Genomic DNA, 21,364 nt, shown 5'->3' on the forward strand with positions numbered 1-21,364 from the left:
AAGGAACGGATCCATGGATACGTCAAGATATGGCAGCGTTCTAAGGGCGAGGAAGGCGGAGCTGGAAGGCCGCCTGAGCCGCATCGAACAGGATTTCGTCACGCCCCGCAATCCTAATGACGACGACCGCGCCGTCGAACGCAACAATGACGAAGTACTGGAAGAACTCGGCGAAACCGGCGAACGGGAGCTTGCGGCAATCGATGCGGCACTTCACCGCATCGCCGCCGGCACGTTCGGCATCTGCGCCAGATGCGGCCGGTCGATCGCCGAGCAGCGCCTGGATGCCGTGCCGCACACGCCCCTTTGCCAGGCCTGCGCCGCCGAGGTGTCGGAGGAAGTTTAACGCGGGAAACGGAATGTGAATCCTCCCTCTCTTGCCTTCCGCCGCGGTCATGCTCATTCTTAAGATCGAGGCAGGCGGAAGGTCGGATGAACGAGTTTTTCAATTTCGGGCGGAAATACGATTTCCACGAGATCGTCGCGGATGGCATCATCCACGGCGTCGGTATCGTGTTCGCACTGGTCGGCGCCACCGCCCTGATCTTCTATGCGACGGTCTGGTCGAGCCATGGCGAAATCGCCGCCGCCTGGATCTACGGCCTTGGCCTGATCATCTGCCTGTCGATCTCGTTCACCTACAATATCTGGCCTCACTCGCGCACCAAATGGGTGCTGCGGCGGCTCGACCATTCGGCGATCTTCATCCTGATCGCGGCGACCTATACGCCTTTCCTGCAGCGCGGTGCGCACGACCCCTGGATATTCGCCATGCTTCTGGCGATCTGGGCGACCGCGATCTTCGGTATCACGCTGAAATGCCTGTTTCCCGGCCGTTTCGACAAGCTGACGATCCTGCTCTATCTCGCCATGGGCTGGAGCGGCGTGATGGTGGCGGGGCCGATCTCGCAATATCTGCCGGCCGTCACCGTCTGGCTGATCGTCATCGGCGGCTTCATCTATTCGCTTGGAGTGATCTTCCACGTCTGGGAACGGCTGCGTTTCCAGAATGCCATCTGGCACGGTTTCGTGGTCGCTGCCGCCGCCGTCCACTACGGTGCGGTGATGACTTGCTTCAGCCTCTCAGGCGGTTTTTGATCCGAGGTTCGGTTTATCGCGGTCAACCGATTAGCTTCAGGCTCGCCCCTCCCTCATCAATTCCATTGAAGTTATCAAAAGAGCAGACCAGCAAATCTGGACTCGCTATTCTGTCGTCTGATATAGTGGACAAACGAGTATCATGATGGACGAAATTTGATGACCCAACCACTTATCCGCGACGCTACCGAAGCCGATCTCCCGACCGTCATGGAGATCTACAACGACGCCGTCGCCAATACGACGGCGATCTGGAACGAGGTCCTCGTCGACCTCCAGAACCGCAAGGAATGGTTCGCCGCCCGCAAGGCGCGCGGCTTTCCGGTCCTGGTCGCGAATGTCGGCGGCAAGGTCGCCGGTTACGCTTCCTACGGCGACTGGCGCGCCTTCGACGGTTTCCGCCACACGGTCGAGCATTCCGTCTACGTCCACCGCGATTTCCGCGGCGCCGGCATCGGCCGGCTGCTGATGCGGGACCTGATAACCCGCGCCGCCGAGAACGGCATCCACGTCATGGTCGCCTGCATCGAGGCCGGAAACACCGCCTCCATCGGCCTTCACGAAAGACTCGGCTTCCGCACTGCCGGCACGTTTTCCGAAGTCGGCACCAAGTTCGGCCGCTGGCTGGATCTGACCTGCATGGAGTTGAAGGTCACGGGGTGACGTTGATAATAGTTATTGGTTTTGGTATTCTTCGATGAACGGAGAAGACCATGGCAAGCAGCGCAAATCTTGGACAGCATCTCGAAAGCTACGTCGACGAACTGGTGAAGTCCGGCCGCTACAACTCCCGTAGCGAGGTCCTGCGTGAAGGCGTGCGGCTGGTCGAGGAGCGCGAGAAACGTCTTATGGTGTTGGACGCTGCGTTGGCGCGGGGTCTGGCAGATGTCGAAGCGGGGCGCTTCAAGCCCATTGAAGAGGTTGCTGCTCGCTTGAAGGCTAAATATGCCGCGATGGCGAAAGACGGCGGCAAGTGATCGTTGTCATCACGTCCGAGGCCGAAGAGGACTTCGAGCGCATCGGTGATTATATTGCTCAGTTCAATCCTTCACGGGCGGAAAGCTTTGTCGAGGAACTGCTCTTGCGGTGCCAGAGTCTGGCGAGGATGCCACTCCGATTTCCGCTTCTTTCTCGGTTGCAACACGCCGATATACGCCGCGTTCCCCACGGGAACTACGTGATTTATTATCGTGTCGATGATGCCAATGTCTACGTTCTCAATATCCTCAACGCCGCCCAGGATTACGAAGCCGTCCTCTTCCCGGACGACTGACCCCTCAGCTCCGCTGCAACGCCAGATGCGCGCCGAGCCCGACGAGCAGCGCCCCTCCGGCCCGTTGCATCAGCCGCTGCGCTCCGCTCGAGCGTTTCAGCCGGGTGATCACAGCGCCGGCGAGGAAGACGCAGACGATATCGGCGGACGAGAACATCAGGTTGACGATCGTGCCGAGGATCGCGAACTGCAGCCAGATGGGGAAGGCGGCCGAGGCGTCGATGAACTGCGGCAGGAAGGCAAGGAAGAAGATCGCCGTCTTCGGGTTCAGCACCTCCACGGTGATGCTTTCGAAAAACGCCCGCCGGCCGGATTTCTCCGCAATCTCCGGAAGTTCGGCATCGCCCGCCGCCTTGGCGCGGAACAGCGAGATGCCGAGCCAGACGAGATAGGCCGCCCCGCCAAGCTTCACCGCCATGTAAAGCATCGGAACAGCGTGAAAGAGCACCGAAAGCCCCGCGGCGGCGGTGAACACATGCGCATAACCGCCGATATGGATGCCGAGCGAGGCCATCAGGCCCGACCACCGCCCGCGCGCCAGCGTCTGGGCCGCGGCATAAAGCATGGCCGGCCCGGGAATATAAGCGAACACCGCCGTTGTGGCGAGGAAGGCGAGAAACAGCTCGGTCGAGGGCATATCTTGTTCCTTGAATGAACCCGCATCATTGCAACAGGCAGCGGCGGGCTGCAAGAGCGCCCGGCGCAGCCGATCAGGCAGCGCAGCGTCGAAACAGTTCGATCGGCACCGAAGCATCCGCCCGTCGTCTTGACCTAGAACACCCGCATCGAAATGCGAACAGGCCAGGCGAGATCATGCCGAACACACCGAATTTGACGAAAGAACTGGCGCTGCTTCTGGCGCTCTCCACGCTCTGGGGCGCCTCCTACACGTTCATCAAGATCGGCGTCGGGACCATCCCACCGGTCACGCTGATTGCGCTGCGGACGCTGATCGCCGGAGCGGTGCTGCTCGCCGTGATCCGCTGGCGCGGCCTGAAGCTGCCGCGCGACGGGGGCACTTGGGCGCGCTTCCTATTCCAGGCCTGCCTGAACAGCGCCATTCCCTTCACGCTGATCGCCTGGGCGGAACAATCGACCGAAGCCGGGCTTGCGGCGATCCTCAATTCCACCACGCCGATCTTCGCCTTCCTGATCACGGCGTTGATCACCCGCCACGAGCCGGTGACGGTGCGAAAACTGTTCGGCGTCGGCGCGGGGCTGGTCGGCATCTGCATGGTGATCGGCGTCGAAGCGCTGTCGGGGCTCGGCGAGAGACTGATGCCGCAGCTGGCGATCGTACTGGCGACGGTGTGTTATGCTGGAGCGGCGATCTTCGGCAAGAACTTCAAGGGTCTCGACCCGATCATGCCGGCGGCCGGCTCGCTCGTCTGCGGCGCCGCGCTGCTGGTCCCGGCAAGCCTGATCGTCGACAAGCCCTGGACGCTCTCACCCTCGCTGGACTCGATCCTCGCGCTGGTGGCGCTCTCGGTCTTTTCGACGGCGCTCGCCTTCGTCATCTATTTCAGGCTGATGCAGACGCTCGGCTCGGTTGGTGCGACCTCGCAGGCCTATCTGCGCGTGCCCGTCGGGGTGGCGATCGGCGTCGTTTTCCTCGGCGAAAGCCTGCATCCGGGCGCATGGGCCTGCCTCGTCTGCGTCGTCGCAGGAGTTGCCGCCATGACCTTGCCGGCACGTCGAAAGCTCGCTTCCGTCTGATCTTCGCTGGCGGTCAATCCTCCGCCGGCTCCGGCGGTCCCTGTCGTGAAAGATGGGCCTCGACGGCAAGGTTCAGTTCCCGCAGCAGGCCTGCAAGCTGTGCCTTCTTCTCCGGATCGAAACCCGCGATCGCCTCCGCCTCGCTCGCCATGTCCTGCCGGAATGCGGCCGCCGCTCTGTCGATGCCCTCGTCAGTCAACTGCACGGAAAGGCTTCGGCCGTCGCGGTCGGATGGGACGCGCTTGATCAGGCCGGCTTTTTCCAGCCGGCCGAGCCGGTGGGTGAGGCTGCCGGAGGCGATCATCAGCGACCGGTAGAGCTCCGTCGGCGTCAGCCGATGGGGTGGCCCGGAGCGCAGCAGCGTTCCGATGACATCGAACTCTCCGCGGTCCAGCTGGAATGATGCGAATGTCGCCTCGATCGACGGCGTGACCAGCCGCGACAGGCGGTAGACGCGGCCGAGAATATCCATCGGTCCCGTATCGAGATCAGGCAATTGTTTCGCCCACTGGGCCCGCGCCCGGTCGATGTGATCCTGCGTTTTTCTCGCTTCCGCCATTGCGATTCTCCGTCTCGATGAAACTATCTTGACATGAAGATAAATTGAGAGCAAATATCTTCACATGAAGATAAATAGGTGAGGAGCCGACCATGCCTTCGATCGCCGCAAGGAAGTCCTTTGAAATTCCACTGATCGTGCAGATGCTTGCCTGTTCCTTCCTGTGGGGAGGCGCTTTCATTCTCCTGAAGCTGGCGGGCACCGCGCTCTCTCCGCTCGCCCTGACGGCGGTGAGGGGGCTGATGGGCGGCAGCCTGATTGCCATCTGGATGATCGTCTCCGGCCACAACATTCTCCCGCGCGGACGGGAAATGCGCGACTGGGTCGTCCTCGGTTTCCTGCAGGGCGTCGTGCCGAACAGCCTGACGGCCTACGCGCTGACGGAAATTTCGGCGGGCCTGACATCGATGATCCAGGCCTCCACGCCGCTTGTCGTCGCGGTTCTGGCGCAGGCGCTGTTTGCGAGCGAGCGGCTGACACCGAAAGTGGCGCTCGGGCTTGCAACCGGCTTCGGCGGCATGGTCCTGCTGATCGGCCCGGCGGCGCTCGGTGCCGACAACGTCAGCCTTCGCGGCGTCGGCGCCGTGGCCATCGTCGCGGTCAGCTATGCGCTCGGCAATCTTTATGTGCGCGGTATTCCAGGTGCTCAGCCGGTCCGGCTGGCGCTGGGACAGCAGCTGTTCTCCGGCCTGCCGACCTTCGCGGTGATGATCTATCTCGGCGGTCTTTCGGCCTTCTCTCCGGCACTCGACAACCTGCCGTTGCTTCTCGTCCTTGGCGTATTCGGAACGGCCCTGCCGATCGTTCTCTACATGAACATCCTCAAGAAGGCGGGCCCGACGATCGGTTCGATGAACGGCTATTTCCTGCCGCCCTGGACGATTGTCCTCGGTTTTGTCCTGCTGGGCGAACCCGTCAGCCTGAGAGAGATCATCGCCACTGCGATCGTGCTTGCCGGTGTTGCGATCGTGTCGCTGAAGTCGGAAGTTCTGTTGATGGCCTGCCGCAGGCTGGCTGCCATGCTTCGCCCGCGGCGCAGCGGCAAGGTCGCCTGAACCGGCAGCCTGAGCCGGAAGGTCGAAGAAAGGCCCGGCAGTCCGGGCCTTTCTTATTGTCCGGGCAGCACCGCTGCGACAAACGCTTCCAGGTTCCGGCGCACATGCGCGTCGATCGGCCCCTTGGGGTTGAACCCCCACCAGAGAAGACAACCCTGCCACTGCGAGGCCATCAGCATGCCGATATTGTCCGGCGCGCCCGGCGTTGCTGCAAAACAGGCGGTGATCGCGGCGGACAGAACCTCGCCCCAGGCAAAGCCCCGGGCGCGCAGGCGAGAATCGCGAAAATCCTCCCGCAGCATCAGCAGGCCCTCGGCATAGGCTTCGATGCCCCCATAGTCTCCGGAAATCGCAACGAGAATGTCCACGGCACCTTGAGGCGTCTTCGGCGCGGTGGCGATCGCCGCCTCTGTCCTGGCGTCGAGATCGTCCCAGGCAAACAGCAGCGCGGCGCGGGCAAGTTCTTCCTTGTTCTTGAAACGCTGCACGAGCGTCGAGCCGGAAAGGCCGCAGGCGGTCGCGAGCGAGGCGAAGGTCAGCGCCTCCGGGCCTTTTTCGTGCATCACCTTCAGCGCCGCCGCCAGCACCTCGCTGTCCGGCATGGTTTTTGGTCGCGCCATCTTGCCTCTCGCATTATAAACGAATAAACGTTTATATATTGTCTCGATTTGGAAAGCCAGTTCTAACCATACCGAACCGGAAGGGAAGGAGCCGTCATGTCGCACGTGTACAAAAAGCCGCTGGAGGGGAAAATCGCGCTGGTGGCAGGCGCCACGCGGGGTGCCGGGCGGGGTATCGCGGTCGAGCTCGGGGCGGCCGGTGCAACTGTTTATGTCACCGGCCGAACGACGCGGCAGAAACAGTCGGAATACCGCCGGCCGGAAACGATCGAGGACACTGCCGACCTGGTGACGCAAGCCGGCGGCACCGGCATTGCGGTGCCGCTCGATCACCTCGTCCCGGAGGATGTCGCAGCGCTCGTCGAGCGCATCCGCCGTGAGCAGGGGAGGCTCGATATCCTGGTCAACGACATCTGGGGCGGCGAACATCTGTTCGAATGGGACAAGCCGGTCTGGGAGCACGACCTTGAAAAGGGCCTGCGCATGCTGCGGCTGGCGATCGACACCCATCTGATCACCGCCCATCACGCGCTGAAGCTGATGATCGAAAAGCCGGGCGGCCTGCTGGTCGAGGTCACCGACGGCACCGCCGAATACAATGCCGAACACTACCGCCTCTCGCCTTTCTACGATCTTGCCAAGACGGCGGTGACGCGCATGGCCTGGGCGCATGGCAAGGACCTCAAGAAGGTGGGCAGCACCTCCGTGTCGATCACGCCGGGCTGGCTGCGCTCCGAGATGATGCTGGATATCTACGAGGTGACCGAGGAGAACTGGCGGGATGCGCTTATCGCCCAGCCGCATTTCTGCATTTCCGAAACCCCGCGCTTCATCGGCCGGGCGGTGGCAGCGCTTGCCGCCGATCCGGACCGGGCGCGCTGGAACGGCCAGTCGCTGTCGAGCGGCGGCCTTGCCAAGGTCTATGAGTTCAACGATGTCGATGGCTCGCGGCCGGATTGCTGGCGCTACATGAAAGAGGTTCAGGAGCCCGGCAAGCCGGCCGACGCCACCGGTTATCGCTGATCAACCGCCCATCGCCGCCTTGCTCACCGCCATTCGCTCGGCCTCGTCGCGCAGGTCGAGCGTGATCAGGGTGCCGTCGCGGACACCGCGTTTCAGTGCGTCCTTCCGCTCCGGCCCGATCCGGATTTCTTGCCTGTCGAAAAGCGCCTGCAGCCGGCTGCGCGAAAGCTGAAGTTCCGCCGCCAGCAGCCGGTCGAGCCGCAGGCCGGTCGGGTAGGGCAGGGAAAGCGTGATTGCGATCCGCCGCCAATCCGCATCGTGGCGCAGCACCGCCTTGCGCGTCTCGATGTCGTCGCTTTCCTCGATGCGTCCAGCCTTGGCCTTCAGCGCCTGCGCATCGAATTCGATGCGGGCCACGCAGTCCGGCGTGCTCGCCTGCATCGCTTCGAGCATGGCAGGGTCGATCGCCCGGATGGTCAACCGCTCGAAGATCGGCCGGTTCCAGGTGCCGTCGCAGGCGATGCATCTGTAGATGAGCCAGGCATCGAGCCGCTTGCCATTGGCATTGAGGCGGATGCGGCCGCTGGAGCGGAACGGTCTCGATAACCCGCAGCCGCTGCAGGCAAGGATCGGCCGGGGTGGGGTTTTAGGGGTTGCAGTCCATTCGAGATGGAGGATGTCGCACATGCCGTTTTGATCTTCCGGTCAGGAAGTTCATGCGGGAAACGGCACTCAAGAAGCCCTATGCGGGCGCGCACGGTGTGGCGAAGGTCCGGACTGTGGGAGGCCAAGCGTCGGAGGTTGTCGTCGGACGGTTCAGGGCAGCGGAGGCCGCACTGGCACGATCAATGCCAAACCGGTCTCAAGCCGCCACCCCGATGAACAGTGTTCCCACGCGGGCAAGCGTCACCGCTCTTCCACACATGGGAGGGTGAACCTGTCGAGACCGGGGATTACTTAGGCAAACTGAACCTCAAAGGCCGACGCTCTTCGACGGAAAGGCATAAACATGCGAAAACCGAAGTCAAGAATTTTTGGACGTCGCGCCGCTCCTGTTCTGACCTATATGACCTGACCTATATGAAGTGTAACCAGTCGTTCAGCGAGGATCGAACCATGGACATCAAGCGCAGCGGATCGCAGCCTTCGAAGGCACCGCCACAATATTTCACCGGCACCGTCAGGCTCGACCCGATCGTCGAGGCGCCGGAGCCGGCCCGGGTCCGCGCCCTTTCGGTCACCTTCGAACCGGGTGCGCGCACCGACTGGCACACCCACCCGCTCGGCCAGACGCTGCTCGTCACGGCCGGCGCTGGCCTCGCCCAGGTCTGGGGCGAGCCGGTCCGGGCCATCCGCCCAGGCGACGTGATCTGGTTCCCGCCCGGCGAAAAACACTGGCACGGCGCATCCCCGACCACCGCCATGACCCATATCGCCATCCAGGAAGCGCTGAACGGCAGCACGGCGGAATGGCTGGGTGCGGTGACGGACGATCAATATGCAGGCGAGGTCGCGAAAGACTGAGCCGAACTGGCTGGCGCCGTTTGACGCTCGAAAAGACCGCATGCGTCATTGAACGGAAACGTCTGTCGCGCAAAGATGAGGGCATGATTGCGAACCGGAACCTGAAGGAGCCGCCATGTCCGACGTTACCCGCATCTCCAACCCGCACCTGACCGTCGACATCTCCTCGCTCGGCTCGGAGATGCAGGCGCTGACGGCGGCGGATGGCCGCTCGTTTCTCTGGAATGGCGATGCCGCCTTCTGGAACGGCCGCTCGCCAGTCCTGTTTCCGATGGTCGGCAAGGCGCCCGAAAACCGGATTAGCGTCGAGGGCAAGACCTGCGAGATGGGTCAGCACGGTTTTGCCCGCCGCAGCGAGTTTACGCTCGCCTCGTCGAGCGGGACCACGTGCCGCTACGAGCTCGCCGCATCCGACGCGACCCGCGCCGTCTATCCGTTCGAATTCTTGCTGGCGGTCGAGCATTCGCTGGATGGCCGGACGCTGACGGTCGCGGCCGAAGTCGAGAACCGCGATCAGCGGCCGATGCCCTTCGGCCTCGGGTTCCACCCGGCCTTCGTCTGGCCGATCCCTGGCGGTACGGGCAAGGCCCACACCATCACCCTCGACAACGGCGCCGAACCGGCTTTGACGCGGCTGGAAGGCGGGCTGGTCAAGCCGGAAAAGCTGCCGTCGCCGTTTACGGCAGGCAGCCTGACGCTCGACCATGCGATGTTCGAGGCGGATGCGATGATCTTTCCGGAAGGGGCGGGCGAGGGGCTGACCTATGCCGCCGAGGGCGGTCCCGCGCTCAAATTTTCCTTCGATAACCTGCCGAACCTGGCGCTCTGGCAGAAACCCGGAGCCCCCTTCATCTGCATCGAACCCTGGCACGGCACCGCAGCCGAACTCGGCGGTTCGGACGATATCGCCAAGCGTCCCTACGGCGTGGTTCTCCAGCCGGGCGAAAAGGCCCGCTTCGCCTTCACGGTGGAACTGCCGGCGTAACGAACCGAGGTGCTCCCATGTCGCCCCGCATAGCCACCTGTTCCTGCGGCCAGTTGTCGATCGAGGTCCAAGGGGAGCCGCTCGGCGTCGGCGTCTGTCATTGTTTCGCCTGCCAGCGTCGCACCGGCAGCGTCTTTGCCGCACTTGCCGGTTTCGCTCCGGACTACAAGGTTTCCGGCAAGGCCACCGAATATGTCCGCACCGGAGACCAGGGCGCCCGGTTCAGGTTCCGCTTCTGCCCCGTCTGCGGCACCAATCTCTATCATACGGAAGAGGGCGCCGAGCAGCATTTCGTGGCGGTCTCGGTCGGCGCCTTCGCCGATCCGGGCTTTCCGGCGCCGCAGGATTCGGTCTATGATTGCCGCCGGCATTCCTGGGTGAAACTGCCGTCCGGGATCATCGTCTACGACAAGGACCCGACCTGACGTCAGGCGGTCCCGCGAGTGCTGTTGGAGGAGAGCATGACCGCGTCGCTTCGCATAAACCACCTGTCCATCATGGTTCGCGATCTAACCCGCAGCGCCGATTTCTATCACCGGGTCCTGCGCCTGCCGGAAATCGAGTGCAAGGCGCGCAAGCCGAACATCCGCTGGTTCGGTATCGGCGACGACCAGTCGATCCATCTGATCGAAGGCGATTTCGGCCAAACCTACGTCACCATGTCGACCCATCTCTGCATCGCTGTGACCGACCTCGACGCCACGGTCGCCCACATCGCCACAACCGGCACGAAATACGGCGATCTGGCGAGAAACGAGGGCAGGATCTACACCCGTGCCGATGGGGTGCGGTCGATCTACCTGCAGGACCCGGACGGCTATTGGCTCGAGATCAGCGAAGATTACTGAGAATTAAAAAAAGCGCCGGCGGATCGCCGGCGCTTCGGGTGTTTTGCTTCACTTCATCGCCTCGAAATCCATTGCATGGCCGTTGATGCAGTAGCGCAGGCCGGTCGGCGGTGGGCCGTCGGGAAAAACGTGGCCGAGATGGCCGCCGCAATTGCTGCAGCGGACTTCGGTGCGCACCATGCCGTGCGACACGTCGCGGATTTCGGTGATCGCCTCCGGATTCACCGCCTCGAAATAGCTCGGCCAGCCGCAGCCGGAATCGAACTTGGTGTCGGAGACGAACAGCGGCTCGTGGCAGGCGGCGCAGCTGTAGAGGCCCTTTTCATGGCTGTTCCAGAAGGGCCCGGTAAAGGCGCGTTCGGTGCCGGCCTGCCGCAGGATGCGGTACTGCTCGGGCGTCAAGAGCTCGCGCCACTCCGCATCGGTCTTCTGGACTTTCGGGGTGATGACATCGGACATCGCAGGGTTCCTTTCGTTTTCCCCATAGATAGGCATCGAGGCGGCGAAGGAAAAGTCCGCGATTGGGGAGTGGATGCCGCTACGGCGGTTTCCGTCCTAAGGCGGAGATAGACACTCGTTTTCCAACGGATAGGTTAGCGCCCTCATTCCGGCCGTTCAGGCAGTGTTGGCGATATCCTAAGAGCTGCCGTTCTTCATAACTTCCGCGGATGATCAGATCGGATCGAATTCCGACTGGCTGCAAGCGGGGATCAGTGGTGTCTTACTTTACTGCCGAAAAGGCGGTCGGTGACAACAGCTGGTTAGAGATATTGGAGAGGATTTGCCCGTCGCGCTCTGACTCGTCGCGGGCCTTAAGCCATGCAGGATCAGTGGTGAAAGCTTTCCATTTCACCTCGCGATCGCCTAGCGATTCCCAGGCGATGAGATAGGTGAGACGCTGGCTGCTTTCGCCTACGATTGTGGTGAAGAAACCCGCCTGCTTGATGCCGTGCTTGTCCCATATTGCCAGCGTATGTTCGGCAAAGCGGTTGAGCAGCGCGGGCAATCGGCCGGGCAGGCAGTCGTAAATTCTGAGCTCGTAGATCACAGTCTTGCTTCCTTATGTCCGTTCAGAACGACACGTTTTCGGCACCTGCTCCCCGCCCGCCATGATGTCCTCAAAACTTGCAGCAACGTCAATTTCACGGTGGATCTGTCAACATCCCTATTAGAACAGGCCCTACAGGTGCGAACCGCTAATCTATCAAGCTGATCGTAGTGTTTAGGCCTGGAATTCCGCCGATTGGCCATGAGGTTACGAGCGTCGAGCACGGTGGCCGTGCCTTCTAACCGCCGTGCGGTAGATAAAACAGATTCGCGGAAACATGGCCATTCTGAAGACCGGCATACTCCCCTTGAAAAGGACTAGGTCTGCGGGGCGAAACAGCGCCATGAGCCGCAGCCTTCCCGGTCGGTCGATCAAAAGCATTCAACCGCCGCAAAGGTTGGCCACTTGGGTCGACCTTTGCGAGCGGGTTTGTGAAGGATATTTCCCTTATAACCAGGTTATTCCTCCTCACCATGGGAGGGGAACCGGGCAGCAAAGACTTCCTTGGCTGCGAACAAGCCATTAAGCGCCGCAGGAAAACCGGCGTAAACGGCCATTTGCATTATGGTCTCGATAATTTCCTCCTTGGTTAGACCGACATTCAGGCCCGCTTCTATATGAACCTTCAGTTGCGGAGTAGCGGTTCCCATCGCAGTCAGCGCCGCGATAGTGGCGATCTCGCGGGCGCGCAGATCGAGGCCAGGGCGGCTGTAGATGTCGCCAAATGGAAACTCGAACACGTAGTTTGCGAAATCGGGAGCGATGTCCTCCAGAGCGGCGATGACATTGTGGCCGGCCGCGCCGTCGATTTCAGCGAGCGCCCGCTTGCCGCGTTCCAGCCGGCTTTCGCCGGCGTTCGGGGATTGGTGCGTCATGGTCATTTTTCCTCTGTTCCTTGCCGGCATATCCGGCAATCTTGGTGTCGAGGACGAGAAGGCAGGATTGCAATTCTGCCACCTGGGCGCGGACACGCTCACGGTGCTGTTCAAGCAACGCGCTGCGCGCCGATTCCGTGGCGACGCCGCGCTCCCGTAGAGCTGCGTAGTGCAGCATTTCCCGAATAGGCATCCTAGTCGTTTTGAGACGATCGAGAAATTCTATCCAGATCAGGATTGATGCGTCGTAATCACGTTGGCCCGATTGATCTCTGTCGGCATGGGGAAGCAATCCGATCCGCTCATAATAACGGATGGTGTAGGCTGACAGTCCCGAACGCTTTGCCAGTTCGCCAATCTTCATAAACGCCCTTCTTTCGTCACGACGCATGGGAAGCTACCGGTTAGAGCGCACTCTAAGTCAACCCACTAAAAACGGTTTCGCAAAAAATGCGAAACTGGCACTTGTTTCCCGACTTTTGTGACGGTCGCAAAGTCCGCTTCAAGGCCCATTGTTGCCCTTGCATCCGGCCGTGATGCCAGTTTCCCCATGGCCTGCTTCTGGAGTCACATCTTCGAAAGCGGACGCGATGTTCTCAATCTAGCGTCGCACATTGACGAAGGCATTTTTCACCACAATAAGGTCAAGCCGAAAAAAGATGATAAGCGCCAGCCAGGCAACAGCAGGAGTGAAATAGTGAGCGAACCGACCGTAGCAGATGCAACAGGCCGCATTTATGAATCGCTCCAGGCGAACAACGCCGACATCGACGTGCATATCGCGGCTCTCAAGGCGGCGATGGCCCGAGCGGGTTTGAAAGAGGCCGTATTCGACCCGGCTAAGCTCGTGCAGAACAACCGTTCTGGCAGGAAGCTGATGCAGGCCTACTTTCGGCAGCGCGGCGTGACGGTGAAATTCTCGGCTTCTTCGTGAAGCCTTCTTATGAGGTATGATGCCGAACCGTTGCTTAAGCATAGGCCAGGCACCAGCCGGGAGCGCGAACCCAACATAGCTCGGCGGCCGCAGAATAAGCAGTTTTGCGACGCCAGCAATAACCGCTCCTCGCGAGAAGCTGCCCCCTCAAGCATTGGCGGCACTTGCCATCAAATTCCCGAAAACTCGCGTTTCTGTGTGTTTCGTCCGGTTCTGCTTGAGGCGAGGCCACGTTTCCCATAGAAAATCTCCTGCCTCCGAACGGTCGGGCGGTGTGGGGCTTCTGAAGCGTGGAGATGACATGGCTGCCAATGCGCCGGCGTTGACGTTCTTCGCGTTGTTCCTTCCCTTCATCGCCGCAGTTCTGGCACCGGTCCTCACCCGTCTTCTGGGCGACAGGGCCGCCTGGGTTCTGGCGCTGGCCCCGGCGCTCGCATTTGCGCATTTCTGCACCTTCCTGCCCGAAATCGCCGCCGGCGAAGTGGTGACCGGGGGCTATGCCTGGGCGCCGAGCTTCAACCTCTCCTTCTCCTGGTTCCTCGACGGCCTGTCGCTCACCTTCGCGCTTCTCATCACCGGCATCGGCACCCTGATCGTCCTTTATTCCGGCGGCTACATGAAGGGTCATGAGGGGCAGGGGCGCTTCATGGCCTTCATCCTCGCCTTCATGGGCGCCATGCTCGGCCTCGTCGTCTCCGACAGCTTTCTGATGCTGTTCGTCTATTGGGAACTGACCTCGATCACCTCCTTCCTGCTGATCGGCTTCGATCACGAAAGGGAGGCGGCGCGGCGAGCGGCACTTCAGGCGCTGGTGATCACCGGCGGCGGCGGGCTCTGCCTGCTCGCCGGCCTGGTCTTCCTCTGGAACATCACCGGCGTCACCCAGCTTTCGCTGCTCGTGCATCTCGGCGACGGGCTGCGCCAGAGCCCGTTCTATCTCGCAACCCTGCTGCTGGTGCTCGCCGGCGCCTTCACCAAGTCGGCGCAGTTTCCGTTCCATTTCTGGCTGCCCAACGCCATGGAAGCGCCGACGCCGGTCTCGGCCTATCTGCATTCGGCAACCATGGTGAAGGCCGGCGTCTACCTGCTGATGCGGCTGAACCCGGTCATGGGGCAAACACCCGCCTGGGTCATCCTGCTGCCCTTCTTCGGCGGCATTACCCTCATTGCCGGCACGTTTCTCGCCGTCCGCCAGACGGACCTGAAGCTGATGCTTGCCTATACGACCATGGCCTCGCTCGGTCTCTTGGTCATGCTGACCGGTTTCGGTTCGGCCCATGCGGTCGAGGCGGCGGTGCTTTATCTCGTCGCCCATTCGCTGTTCAAGGGCGCGCTGTTCATGGTCACCGGCACGGTGGATCATGAGGCCGGCAGCCGCGATGTCACGAAGCTCGGGGGCCTGCGGGCAGCCATGCCGGTCACCTTCGGCGCAGCGCTGCTGGCGGCGCTCTCCATGGGCGGCCTGCCGCTGTTTTTCGGTTTCCTTGCCAAGGAGGAGATCTATGCGGCGCTTGCCGCCGGCAATCCACGCGCCGTGTTTTTTACCGGCCTCGCCGTAATCGGCAACGCGCTGATGTTCGCTATCGCCTTCGCCGTGGCGCTGAAACCCTTCCTCGGCCCTGATGTCGAGACACCGAAACATGCCCACGAAGGACCGGTGACGCTCTGGCTGGGCCCGGTCGTTCTGTCCGTGCTCGGCCTGGCGGCTGCACTCTTTTCCGGCGTGGCGCATCGTTACATCTCCTCGCCGATGGCAAGCGCGATCACCGCCCAGAAGATCGTCATCGACATTTCGACCATGCCGCATCTCGGCGTGCCCCTGCTTCTGTCGGTGGTCACCGTTATCCTCGGCGCGCTCGCCTTCTGGCGGCTGACGGACCTGCGGGCCTTCATGGTGCGGGCGGTGGAAAGCCTTGGCCCCGGCCCGGACCGCGGTTTCGACCATTTCGTCTCCGGCCTGGTGCGGCTTTCGGGCGTCGTCACCCGCCTCGTCCAGCCGGGCCGGCTGGAAATCTACATCACCGCCACCTTCATCCTGCTGGCCGTGACGCTGCTCGTCCCGCCTTTCGTGTTCGGCGAACTGCCGGCAATGCCTAGGTGGCCGGAGCAATTGCTGGTCCAGGAAGCGGCATTCTTCGCAATCGCGGTGATCGGCCTCGTCGCCGTGCTGCGTGCAAAGGATCGGCTGACGGCGATCGTTTCGCTCGGCATCCAGGGTTTTGCCGTCGCCGTCATCTTCCTGCTGTTCGGCGCGCCGGACCTGTCGTTCACCCAGTTCATGGTCGAGACCCTGTCGGTCGTCATCCTGGCGCTGGTGATGACACGGCTGCGGCTCTCGCCCCGCGACCACCGGCCTCTGGGGCAATCGCTCTTCGACGGGACGATTGCGGTCGCCTGCGGCCTCGGCTTCACGCTGCTCCTCTTGAAGTCGACCGAGGCGCCGTTCGATACCCTGCTCACCGACTTCTTCAACGCTTATTCCAAGACCGTCGCCCACGGCGCCAACGTCGTCAACGTCATCATCGTCGACTTCCGCGGCACCGATACGCTGGGCGAGATCGCGGTGGTGATGGTGACCGGGCTGGCGGTGCTGGCGCTGATCCGGGTGAGGGCGGGCAAAAAGGTTGCGGACGACAAAATGGAGACGCGGCGTTGACGGGTGTGGCTTACCCCCCTCTGCCCTGCCGGGCATCTCCCCCTCAAGGGGGGAGATCGAATCGCGGTGAGATCCCGGCCATCTCAAACGTTCCGGTGAGAGCGATGCTCGTGCGCCCAGCCGATCTCCCCACCCGAGGGGGAGATGCCCGGCAGGGCAGAGGGGGGCTGACCGGGTTCGACCTGCAAGGGGAACGGAGCTTGTTCAACCTCCAAGAGGTGGTGGCAACCAACGTGCAAGGTGCTCATCCATGAACACCCTCATCCTGCGCACCGTCGCGCCCTTCCTCACCGCCCTGATGCTGCTGTTTTCCGTCTTCGTCCTGCTGCGTGGCCACAACGAACCCGGTGGCGGGTTCATCGGCGGGTTGATCGCGGCGTCGGCGCTGGCGATCTACGGCATCGCCTTCGGCGTGCCTGCGGTGCGCCGTGCGATCCGGTTCCACCCGATGGCGATTGCCGGCGCCGGCCTGCTGCTTGCGACGCTCTCCGGCCTGATCTCGATCGTGTCCGGCGTGCCGTTCATGACCGGGCTCTGGGTCTATCCCGTCATCTTCGAGGTCGAAGTGCCGCTCTCGACGGTGATGTCCTTCGATATCGGCGTCTACCTGGTGGTCGTCGGGGCGATTACCTCGATTGCGCTGGCGCTCGAACAGGAGCCGGGCTCGGACGCGGAGGGAGGGGACTGATGGAAGCGCTGTTCTCGATCCTGATCGGCCTGTTCTTTGCCGCCGCGATCTACCTTCTGCTGTCGAAGCACACCGTGCGCATCCTGCTCGGCGTGGTGCTGCTCGGCAATGCGGTCAACCTGTTGCTGTTCACCACCGGCAGGCTTACCCGCGAAGTGCCGCCGATCATCCCGGCCGGCATGGACACGCTGTCGTCGAACGCCGCCAATCCTCTGCCGCAGGCGCTGATCCTGACGGCGATCGTCATCTCGTTCTCCTTCTTCGCCTTCCTTCTGGTGCTGACCTATCGCGCCTACCAGGAGCTCGGCACCGACGATACCGACGAGATGCGGCTGGCCGAACCGCGGGACGAGCAGCTTCCGCCGCTGGGGTATTGAGGGGATGGTTTTGCAGGTCGTTATCCCCTTTCGTTTTTCCGGCTTCGGATCTCGCGGCACCCCCCTCTGCCCTGCCGGGCATCTCCCCCTCAAGGGGGGAGATCGGCCAGAGGCGGCGCCTCGGCCTTCATCAACGACGACGATCGAACCTTCTCTTCTGGGACTGAGGCTGCTTGTGGCAGGTCGGTGCACCCAGCCGATCTCCCCCCTTGAGGGGGAGATGCCCGGCAGGGCAGAGGGGGGTATCCCGACTTCGACGATAGCCGTCCGGGCAGGTCAAGCTACCGCGGCGACATTCGCCGGCAAGCGACCGGGAGGCATCCACTGATGGCCACCCCAGCAATCGATCTCTCCGCAGCCCTCGTCCTCGCCGCTCCGCCGCTTGCCGACTGGCTTGTCGTTCTCCCCGTCGCCCTGATGATCGGCTTCGGCGCCGTCTTGATGATGGTGCGCAAGTCCGTCCGCCTGCATGGCGGCATCGCGATTGCCGGCCTGGCTCTCCTCGTCATCCTCGACGCCGGCCTGCTGTGGCGCGTCTGGAGCCATGGTCCGGTCACCATGGTGATGGGCCGCTGGCTACCGCCCTTCGGCATTGCGTTCACCGCCGACCTTTTTGGCGCGGTCATGGCGCTCGCCGCGGCGATCGTTGCCCTTGCCGGCGGCATATTCGCATTGCGCGATATCGACGCGAGCGGCCGGCGCTACGGCTTTTACCCGTTCCTGATGCTGCTGGTGGCCGGCGTCACGGGCGCCTTTCTGACCGGCGACATCTTCAACCTCTATGTCTGGTTCGAGGTGCTGCTGATCTCGTCCTTCGGCCTTTTGATCCTCGGCTCCGAGCCGGAGCAGATCGACGGCGCGCTGAAATACGCAATCCTCAACCTGATCGGCACGACCCTGTTCCTGATCGCGGTCGGTTATCTCTATGCGGTCCTCGGCACGCTCAACATGGCCGATATCGCCCGCAAGGCGGCGGGTCTGCGCGGCACCGCGCCGCTGACGACGCTGACGGCACTGTTCATCCTCGCCTTCGCCATGAAAGCCGCCGCCTTTCCGGTCAATTTCTGGCTGCCGGCCTCCTATCATACGCCGCGGGTGGTCGTGTCGGCGCTGTTCGGCGGGCTGCTTACCAAGATCGGCATCTATTCGCTGATCCGCGTCACCATCATGCTCTTCCCCGTCGAGCGCGAGGAATTGAGCCTCGTCGTCGCCATATCGGCGGCGCTCACCATGCTGGTCGGCGCGCTCGGCGCACTGGCGCAGAACGATATCCGCAGGCTCATGGGCTACGTGGTCATTGCCGGCATCGGCAACATGATGGCGGGCGTGGCGATCGGTACGCCGGCGGCCGTCAGTGGCGCCATCTTCTATGCGCTGCATTCGGTGGTGACCATGACCGCGCTCTATCTGGTGGCGGGCGAAGCCGGCCGGCTCGGCGGCACCTGGGCGCTCTCCGGCCTCGGCGGGCTTTACCGGAGGGCGCCGTGGTTTTCGGGCGCCGCCTTCCTGCTGTTCCTCGCCGCCTCCGGCCTGCCGCCGCTCTCCGGCCTGTGGCCCAAGGTGGCGCTCCTGAAAGCTTCGCTCGATATCGGCGCCTGGTGGCTGGCGGCCGCGATCCTCGTCTCCGCCTTCCTGATCACGCTGGCGCTCGCCCGGGTCTTCCTGCTTGCTTTCTGGCGGCCGCAGCCCGACCCTGTTCCGGAGGCCGCCGCTCCGGCGGATTGGCGCATCGCCCTGCCGCTCGGCTGCCTGACGGCGCTCGTCGTCCTTTTCGGTCTGCTGCCGGAGCCGCTGCTCGATCTGGCCCAGACGGCGGCGGAGGGGCTCGGCGAACCGGCGGCCTATATCCATTCGGTCTTCCCGGGAGGGACAGCGCGATGATCACCTATATCCTGTCTCTGGTGTTTGCCGTCGTCTGGGTCACTGTTACCGGCAGCGCGACGCTGCACAACCTGATCTTCGGTTTTGCGCTGTCGACGCTGGCGCTCTGGATCGTCCGCGACGAGATGGGCGCCCGCGGCTATTGGCGGCGGCTCGGCCGCATCCTGTCGCTGCTCACCCTGTTCCTGAAGGAGTTGGCGCTGTCGGCCTGGAAGGTGGCGGTGCTGGTGATGAGCCCGCGCATGGACCTGAAGCCCGGCATCTTCGCCTTTCCGCTGACCGTGACCCGCGATTTCGAGATCACCCTGCTTGCCAACCTGATCACGCTGACGCCGGGCACGCTGTCGGTCGACGTCTCCGAGGACCGCAAGACGCTGTTCGTCCACGCGATCGATTGTTCCGATGTCGAGGCCACGAAACGGGATATCGCCGACGGCTTCGAGCGCAAGATCATGGAGGCGTTCCGATGACGACGGCTGAAATGATCCTCTCCTATGCGGTCTGGCTGGCGCTCGTGGTGCTCTGCGTCTCCTTCCTGCTCACCGTCTGGCGGGTAATCAGGGGCCCGACGCTTCCCGATCGGGTCGTGGCGCTCGACATGCTGACTGGCATCGTCATCGGCTTCATCGCCCTGATCGCCATCCGTACTGGCTTCACGCTCTATATCGATATCGCCATCTCGCTTGGCCTGGTCGGGTTCCTGGCGACCGTCGCCTTTGCACGCTTCATCCTGTCGCGCGGCGGTCGGGAAACGCCGAGGCCGGACATGATGAAGACGTTCACGGCATCGGTGCCCGAACCGCGGCGCAAATCCGCAGCAAGGCGCACGCCCGGCACCGGACCGGCCGTCAGGCGGAAGGCGAAGAAATGATGGATATCCTGCTGGCCACGATAACCGCCCTTCTGATCCTTGGCGGCGCCGGGTTCGCACTGGTGGCGGCAATCGGCCTCAACCGGTTGCCGGATCTCTATACCCGGATGCATGCGGCATCGAAGGCCGGCACGGTTGGCTCCGGGCTGCTGCTGCTGGCGGTCGGCGTCCATGCGGCCGATCTGCTGACATTTGCGAGAGCCCTTGCAGGCTTCTTCTTCTTCGTGCTGACCGCGCCGATTTCGGCGCATCTGCTCGCTATGGCAGCACATAAGATCGGATATCCACTTTACGCTGAGTCCGTCCGGGATGAAATGAAGGATTACGATAAGCGAATATAATCCCGGTGAGGACGAGTTATAACCCTGTCGTGACTGAGCAAATGCTCATCTATTCATCAGTAAAGCTGACGTGGGAGCGATATAGGCCGCAGAAAGGCTGGTAACTCTCGAAAATCGCACTTGGAGATAAAGCGAAGCAGTGGTACTTCGTTACAAGTAGAGTGCAGATGTTGTTCTAGATTAGGCGTTCCCTCGTCAATTTGATGAAGTCGACAAGTTCTTCGGATTGAGGAACGATAAATGTCGATCACGGACCTGGGCAAGCCTTAATCGAACGCAATATCCGGTGCGAACCGTTTTCTTTTCCGCATGGAGCTTAGGGGTAGGCTTCGGTCGCAAGACGGCGGTCGGGCAATGGTTTCGCGCCGAAAGACTCTACGAACGGGCAGGTGTCGCGGAGGTCGCGGGGCCAGCCAGTCACTTAAACAGGAGACAGGAAATGACAGACATCGCATTGGGCAAAAGCCCCGATCTGCTGGTAGAGTTGACCGCAGATATTGTGGCGGCCTATGTGAGCAACCATGTGGTGCCCGTCAGCGATCTTTCGAACTTGATCGCGGACGTGCATACGGCGTTGAGCAACACCTCTTCGCCGGCACCGGTTGTAGCGGCCATTGAAAAGCCGAAGCCTCCGGTTCCGATCAAGAAATCGATCGAAGACGACTACCTCATCTGCTTGGAGGACGGGCAGAAGTTCAAGTCGCTGAAGCGGCATCTGATGACCCATTACAACATGACGCCGGAAGAATATCGCGAGAAGTGGGGCCTGCCGGCCGACTATCCGATGGTGGCGCCCGCCTATGCGGAAGCCCGTTCCAGGCTCGCCAAGGAAATGGGACTCGGCCAGCGCCGCAAGCGCGCCAAGGCCTGAGCCGGGCCAACGCCCGGCAAAGGCACCGGGAGGATTTGAGACCATCCCGATGAGGACCGATCGCGCCAGCGACCGGCGGGTGATTTCGGCATCAAACACAGATGCGGATAAAGAGCCGGGCGATCGTACGCCCGGTTTTTCCTTTTTTAGCGACTTGGTCACGGGGCAAGGAATGAGGAAA

29 protein-coding genes are annotated in these 21,364 nt (G+C 62.4%); 21 read left to right on the top strand and 8 right to left on the bottom strand.

The genetic code is table 11. The annotated features are described in order from the left end of the window. Window positions 1-13: 13 nt before the first annotated feature. From RG540_RS03945 to RG540_RS03965, 5 genes are all read left to right on the top strand, one after another. Window positions 14-346 carry a TraR/DksA family transcriptional regulator gene (locus RG540_RS03945; RefSeq protein WP_038584817.1) on the top strand — a complete coding sequence of 111 codons (333 nt, stop codon included), beginning with the start codon at window positions 14-16 and terminating at the stop codon, window positions 344-346. Between the two features lie 86 nt (window positions 347-432). Then, window positions 433-1,098 (top strand): PAQR family membrane homeostasis protein TrhA, encoded by a 666-nt coding sequence (gene trhA / locus RG540_RS03950; protein WP_038584820.1) that lies wholly within the window; start codon window positions 433-435, stop codon window positions 1,096-1,098. Window positions 1,099-1,257: 159 nt separating this feature from the next. Then, window positions 1,258-1,761, top strand: a complete 504-nt coding sequence (locus RG540_RS03955; protein WP_038584822.1) for a GNAT family N-acetyltransferase — start codon at window positions 1,258-1,260, stop codon at window positions 1,759-1,761. Between the two features lie 50 nt (window positions 1,762-1,811). Further along, entirely contained in the window at window positions 1,812-2,075 is a 264-nt protein-coding gene (locus RG540_RS03960; protein WP_038584824.1) for a type II toxin-antitoxin system ParD family antitoxin, read from the top strand. After that, window positions 2,072-2,371, top strand: coding sequence for a type II toxin-antitoxin system RelE/ParE family toxin (locus RG540_RS03965; RefSeq protein ID WP_038584829.1), 300 nt, complete (start codon window positions 2,072-2,074; stop codon window positions 2,369-2,371). Before RG540_RS03960 ends, RG540_RS03965 begins: the two co-directional genes overlap by 4 nt. A gap of 4 nt (window positions 2,372-2,375) precedes the next feature. Here the strand turns inward: RG540_RS03965 and RG540_RS03970 are convergent, their stop codons facing one another. Beyond that, a complete protein-coding gene (locus RG540_RS03970; RefSeq protein ID WP_038584832.1) occupies window positions 2,376-3,008 on the bottom strand; it encodes a LysE family translocator in 633 nt (210 codons plus the stop codon). Window positions 3,009-3,184: 176 nt separating this feature from the next. Between RG540_RS03970 and RG540_RS03975 the strand changes: the two genes are divergently transcribed. After that, a complete protein-coding gene (locus RG540_RS03975) occupies window positions 3,185-4,087 on the top strand; it encodes a DMT family transporter (protein WP_038584834.1) in 903 nt (300 codons plus the stop codon). A gap of 13 nt (window positions 4,088-4,100) precedes the next feature. Here the strand turns inward: RG540_RS03975 and RG540_RS03980 are convergent, their stop codons facing one another. Beyond that, entirely contained in the window at window positions 4,101-4,646 is a 546-nt protein-coding gene (locus tag RG540_RS03980; RefSeq protein ID WP_038584835.1) for a MarR family winged helix-turn-helix transcriptional regulator, read from the bottom strand. A gap of 92 nt (window positions 4,647-4,738) precedes the next feature. On the opposite strand from RG540_RS03980, the gene RG540_RS03985 reads away from it, so the two are divergent. Then, window positions 4,739-5,701 carry a DMT family transporter gene (locus RG540_RS03985; RefSeq protein ID WP_038584838.1) on the top strand — a complete coding sequence of 321 codons (963 nt, stop codon included), beginning with the start codon at window positions 4,739-4,741 and terminating at the stop codon, window positions 5,699-5,701. A 53-nt stretch (window positions 5,702-5,754) separates the two neighbouring features. Here RG540_RS03985 and RG540_RS03990 read toward each other — a convergent pair whose 3' ends face one another. Next, window positions 5,755-6,321 carry a TetR/AcrR family transcriptional regulator gene (locus tag RG540_RS03990; RefSeq protein WP_038584841.1) on the bottom strand — a complete coding sequence of 189 codons (567 nt, stop codon included), beginning with the start codon at window positions 6,319-6,321 and terminating at the stop codon, window positions 5,755-5,757. A 96-nt stretch (window positions 6,322-6,417) separates the two neighbouring features. On the opposite strand from RG540_RS03990, the gene RG540_RS03995 reads away from it, so the two are divergent. Next, on the top strand, window positions 6,418-7,344 hold the full coding sequence (locus tag RG540_RS03995) for an SDR family oxidoreductase (RefSeq protein ID WP_038584843.1): 927 nt from the start codon (window positions 6,418-6,420) through the stop codon (window positions 7,342-7,344). Here RG540_RS03995 and RG540_RS04000 read toward each other — a convergent pair whose 3' ends face one another. Next, window positions 7,345-7,971: a DUF1062 domain-containing protein gene (locus tag RG540_RS04000; protein WP_038584847.1), complete on the bottom strand. Its 627-nt coding sequence runs from the start codon at window positions 7,969-7,971 to the stop codon at window positions 7,345-7,347. A gap of 429 nt (window positions 7,972-8,400) precedes the next feature. Between RG540_RS04000 and RG540_RS04005 the strand changes: the two genes are divergently transcribed. The 4 genes from RG540_RS04005 (at window position 8,401) to RG540_RS04020 (ending at window position 10,641) form a co-directional block, all read left to right on the top strand. Continuing rightward, a complete protein-coding gene (locus RG540_RS04005; RefSeq protein WP_038584852.1) occupies window positions 8,401-8,808 on the top strand; it encodes a (R)-mandelonitrile lyase in 408 nt (135 codons plus the stop codon). Window positions 8,809-8,923: 115 nt separating this feature from the next. Further along, window positions 8,924-9,793 carry an aldose 1-epimerase family protein gene (locus RG540_RS04010; RefSeq protein ID WP_038584854.1) on the top strand — a complete coding sequence of 290 codons (870 nt, stop codon included), beginning with the start codon at window positions 8,924-8,926 and terminating at the stop codon, window positions 9,791-9,793. A 17-nt stretch (window positions 9,794-9,810) separates the two neighbouring features. Then, a complete protein-coding gene (locus RG540_RS04015) occupies window positions 9,811-10,218 on the top strand; it encodes a GFA family protein (protein WP_038584857.1) in 408 nt (135 codons plus the stop codon). 36 nt (window positions 10,219-10,254) lie between these two features. Next, window positions 10,255-10,641 (top strand): VOC family protein, encoded by a 387-nt coding sequence (locus tag RG540_RS04020; protein WP_038584860.1) that lies wholly within the window; start codon window positions 10,255-10,257, stop codon window positions 10,639-10,641. Window positions 10,642-10,689: 48 nt separating this feature from the next. Here the strand turns inward: RG540_RS04020 and msrB are convergent, their stop codons facing one another. From msrB to RG540_RS31520, 4 genes are all read right to left on the bottom strand, one after another. Further along, window positions 10,690-11,100, bottom strand: coding sequence for a peptide-methionine (R)-S-oxide reductase MsrB (gene msrB, locus RG540_RS04025; protein ID WP_038584863.1), 411 nt, complete (start codon window positions 11,098-11,100; stop codon window positions 10,690-10,692). 262 nt (window positions 11,101-11,362) lie between these two features. Then, entirely contained in the window at window positions 11,363-11,689 is a 327-nt protein-coding gene (locus RG540_RS04030) for an NIPSNAP family protein (protein WP_038584865.1), read from the bottom strand. 458 nt (window positions 11,690-12,147) lie between these two features. Further along, window positions 12,148-12,564 carry a carboxymuconolactone decarboxylase family protein gene (locus tag RG540_RS04035; protein WP_038584868.1) on the bottom strand — a complete coding sequence of 139 codons (417 nt, stop codon included), beginning with the start codon at window positions 12,562-12,564 and terminating at the stop codon, window positions 12,148-12,150. Further along, on the bottom strand, window positions 12,500-12,928 hold the full coding sequence (locus tag RG540_RS31520; protein ID WP_080724879.1) for a MerR family transcriptional regulator: 429 nt from the start codon (window positions 12,926-12,928) through the stop codon (window positions 12,500-12,502). The genes RG540_RS04035 and RG540_RS31520 overlap by 65 nt, the downstream gene beginning before the upstream one ends. Before the next feature lie 330 nt (window positions 12,929-13,258). On the opposite strand from RG540_RS31520, the gene RG540_RS04040 reads away from it, so the two are divergent. The 9 genes from RG540_RS04040 (at window position 13,259) to RG540_RS04080 (ending at window position 21,183) form a co-directional block, all read left to right on the top strand. Next, on the top strand, window positions 13,259-13,498 hold the full coding sequence (locus tag RG540_RS04040; RefSeq protein WP_038593002.1) for a hypothetical protein: 240 nt from the start codon (window positions 13,259-13,261) through the stop codon (window positions 13,496-13,498). A 301-nt stretch (window positions 13,499-13,799) separates the two neighbouring features. Beyond that, entirely contained in the window at window positions 13,800-16,154 is a 2,355-nt protein-coding gene (locus RG540_RS04045) for a putative monovalent cation/H+ antiporter subunit A (RefSeq protein ID WP_038584871.1), read from the top strand. A gap of 250 nt (window positions 16,155-16,404) precedes the next feature. Then, a complete protein-coding gene (locus tag RG540_RS04050; RefSeq protein WP_038584874.1) occupies window positions 16,405-16,842 on the top strand; it encodes a Na+/H+ antiporter subunit B in 438 nt (145 codons plus the stop codon). Next, window positions 16,842-17,219, top strand: coding sequence for a Na+/H+ antiporter subunit C (locus tag RG540_RS04055; RefSeq protein WP_038584877.1), 378 nt, complete (start codon window positions 16,842-16,844; stop codon window positions 17,217-17,219). Before RG540_RS04050 ends, RG540_RS04055 begins: the two co-directional genes overlap by 1 nt. 327 nt (window positions 17,220-17,546) lie before the next feature. After that, complete coding sequence (locus RG540_RS04060; protein ID WP_038584880.1) at window positions 17,547-19,100, top strand: Na+/H+ antiporter subunit D; 1,554 nt, start codon at window positions 17,547-17,549, stop codon at window positions 19,098-19,100. Continuing rightward, entirely contained in the window at window positions 19,097-19,570 is a 474-nt protein-coding gene (locus RG540_RS04065) for a Na+/H+ antiporter subunit E (protein ID WP_038584883.1), read from the top strand. The genes RG540_RS04060 and RG540_RS04065 overlap by 4 nt, the downstream gene beginning before the upstream one ends. Next, window positions 19,567-19,971 carry a cation:proton antiporter gene (locus RG540_RS04070; RefSeq protein ID WP_038584886.1) on the top strand — a complete coding sequence of 135 codons (405 nt, stop codon included), beginning with the start codon at window positions 19,567-19,569 and terminating at the stop codon, window positions 19,969-19,971. Before RG540_RS04065 ends, RG540_RS04070 begins: the two co-directional genes overlap by 4 nt. Further along, window positions 19,968-20,312, top strand: a complete 345-nt coding sequence (mnhG, locus tag RG540_RS04075) for a monovalent cation/H(+) antiporter subunit G (RefSeq protein WP_038584889.1) — start codon at window positions 19,968-19,970, stop codon at window positions 20,310-20,312. The genes RG540_RS04070 and mnhG overlap by 4 nt, the downstream gene beginning before the upstream one ends. A gap of 439 nt (window positions 20,313-20,751) precedes the next feature. Further along, window positions 20,752-21,183, top strand: a complete 432-nt coding sequence (locus tag RG540_RS04080; RefSeq protein ID WP_038584892.1) for a MucR family transcriptional regulator — start codon at window positions 20,752-20,754, stop codon at window positions 21,181-21,183. The last annotated feature ends 181 nt before the right edge of the window (window positions 21,184-21,364 follow it).

The organism is Neorhizobium galegae bv. orientalis str. HAMBI 540 (assembly GCF_000731315.1).
In the GTDB taxonomy this organism is placed as follows: domain Bacteria; phylum Pseudomonadota; class Alphaproteobacteria; order Rhizobiales; family Rhizobiaceae; genus Neorhizobium; species Neorhizobium galegae.

Coding starts and splice junctions, on each gene's coding strand:
- RG540_RS03945 (WP_038584817.1), top strand. CDS start 14: ATGGATACGTCAAGATATGGCAGCGTTCTAAGGGCGAGGAAGGCGGAG.
- trhA (WP_038584820.1), top strand. CDS start 433: ATGAACGAGTTTTTCAATTTCGGGCGGAAATACGATTTCCACGAGATC.
- RG540_RS03955 (WP_038584822.1), top strand. CDS start 1,258: ATGACCCAACCACTTATCCGCGACGCTACCGAAGCCGATCTCCCGACC.
- RG540_RS03960 (WP_038584824.1), top strand. CDS start 1,812: ATGGCAAGCAGCGCAAATCTTGGACAGCATCTCGAAAGCTACGTCGAC.
- RG540_RS03970 (WP_038584832.1), bottom strand. CDS start 3,008: ATGCCCTCGACCGAGCTGTTTCTCGCCTTCCTCGCCACAACGGCGGTG.
- RG540_RS03975 (WP_038584834.1), top strand. CDS start 3,185: ATGCCGAACACACCGAATTTGACGAAAGAACTGGCGCTGCTTCTGGCG.
- RG540_RS03980 (WP_038584835.1), bottom strand. CDS start 4,646: ATGGCGGAAGCGAGAAAAACGCAGGATCACATCGACCGGGCGCGGGCC.
- RG540_RS03985 (WP_038584838.1), top strand. CDS start 4,739: ATGCCTTCGATCGCCGCAAGGAAGTCCTTTGAAATTCCACTGATCGTG.
- RG540_RS03990 (WP_038584841.1), bottom strand. CDS start 6,321: ATGGCGCGACCAAAAACCATGCCGGACAGCGAGGTGCTGGCGGCGGCG.
- RG540_RS03995 (WP_038584843.1), top strand. CDS start 6,418: ATGTCGCACGTGTACAAAAAGCCGCTGGAGGGGAAAATCGCGCTGGTG.
- RG540_RS04000 (WP_038584847.1), bottom strand. CDS start 7,971: ATGTGCGACATCCTCCATCTCGAATGGACTGCAACCCCTAAAACCCCA.
- RG540_RS04005 (WP_038584852.1), top strand. CDS start 8,401: ATGGACATCAAGCGCAGCGGATCGCAGCCTTCGAAGGCACCGCCACAA.
- RG540_RS04010 (WP_038584854.1), top strand. CDS start 8,924: ATGTCCGACGTTACCCGCATCTCCAACCCGCACCTGACCGTCGACATC.
- RG540_RS04015 (WP_038584857.1), top strand. CDS start 9,811: ATGTCGCCCCGCATAGCCACCTGTTCCTGCGGCCAGTTGTCGATCGAG.
- RG540_RS04020 (WP_038584860.1), top strand. CDS start 10,255: ATGACCGCGTCGCTTCGCATAAACCACCTGTCCATCATGGTTCGCGAT.
- msrB (WP_038584863.1), bottom strand. CDS start 11,100: ATGTCCGATGTCATCACCCCGAAAGTCCAGAAGACCGATGCGGAGTGG.
- RG540_RS04035 (WP_038584868.1), bottom strand. CDS start 12,564: ATGACGCACCAATCCCCGAACGCCGGCGAAAGCCGGCTGGAACGCGGC.
- RG540_RS31520 (WP_080724879.1), bottom strand. CDS start 12,928: ATGAAGATTGGCGAACTGGCAAAGCGTTCGGGACTGTCAGCCTACACC.
- RG540_RS04045 (WP_038584871.1), top strand. CDS start 13,800: ATGGCTGCCAATGCGCCGGCGTTGACGTTCTTCGCGTTGTTCCTTCCC.
- RG540_RS04050 (WP_038584874.1), top strand. CDS start 16,405: ATGAACACCCTCATCCTGCGCACCGTCGCGCCCTTCCTCACCGCCCTG.
- RG540_RS04055 (WP_038584877.1), top strand. CDS start 16,842: ATGGAAGCGCTGTTCTCGATCCTGATCGGCCTGTTCTTTGCCGCCGCG.
- RG540_RS04060 (WP_038584880.1), top strand. CDS start 17,547: ATGGCCACCCCAGCAATCGATCTCTCCGCAGCCCTCGTCCTCGCCGCT.
- RG540_RS04065 (WP_038584883.1), top strand. CDS start 19,097: ATGATCACCTATATCCTGTCTCTGGTGTTTGCCGTCGTCTGGGTCACT.
- RG540_RS04070 (WP_038584886.1), top strand. CDS start 19,567: ATGACGACGGCTGAAATGATCCTCTCCTATGCGGTCTGGCTGGCGCTC.
- mnhG (WP_038584889.1), top strand. CDS start 19,968: ATGATGGATATCCTGCTGGCCACGATAACCGCCCTTCTGATCCTTGGC.
- RG540_RS04080 (WP_038584892.1), top strand. CDS start 20,752: ATGACAGACATCGCATTGGGCAAAAGCCCCGATCTGCTGGTAGAGTTG.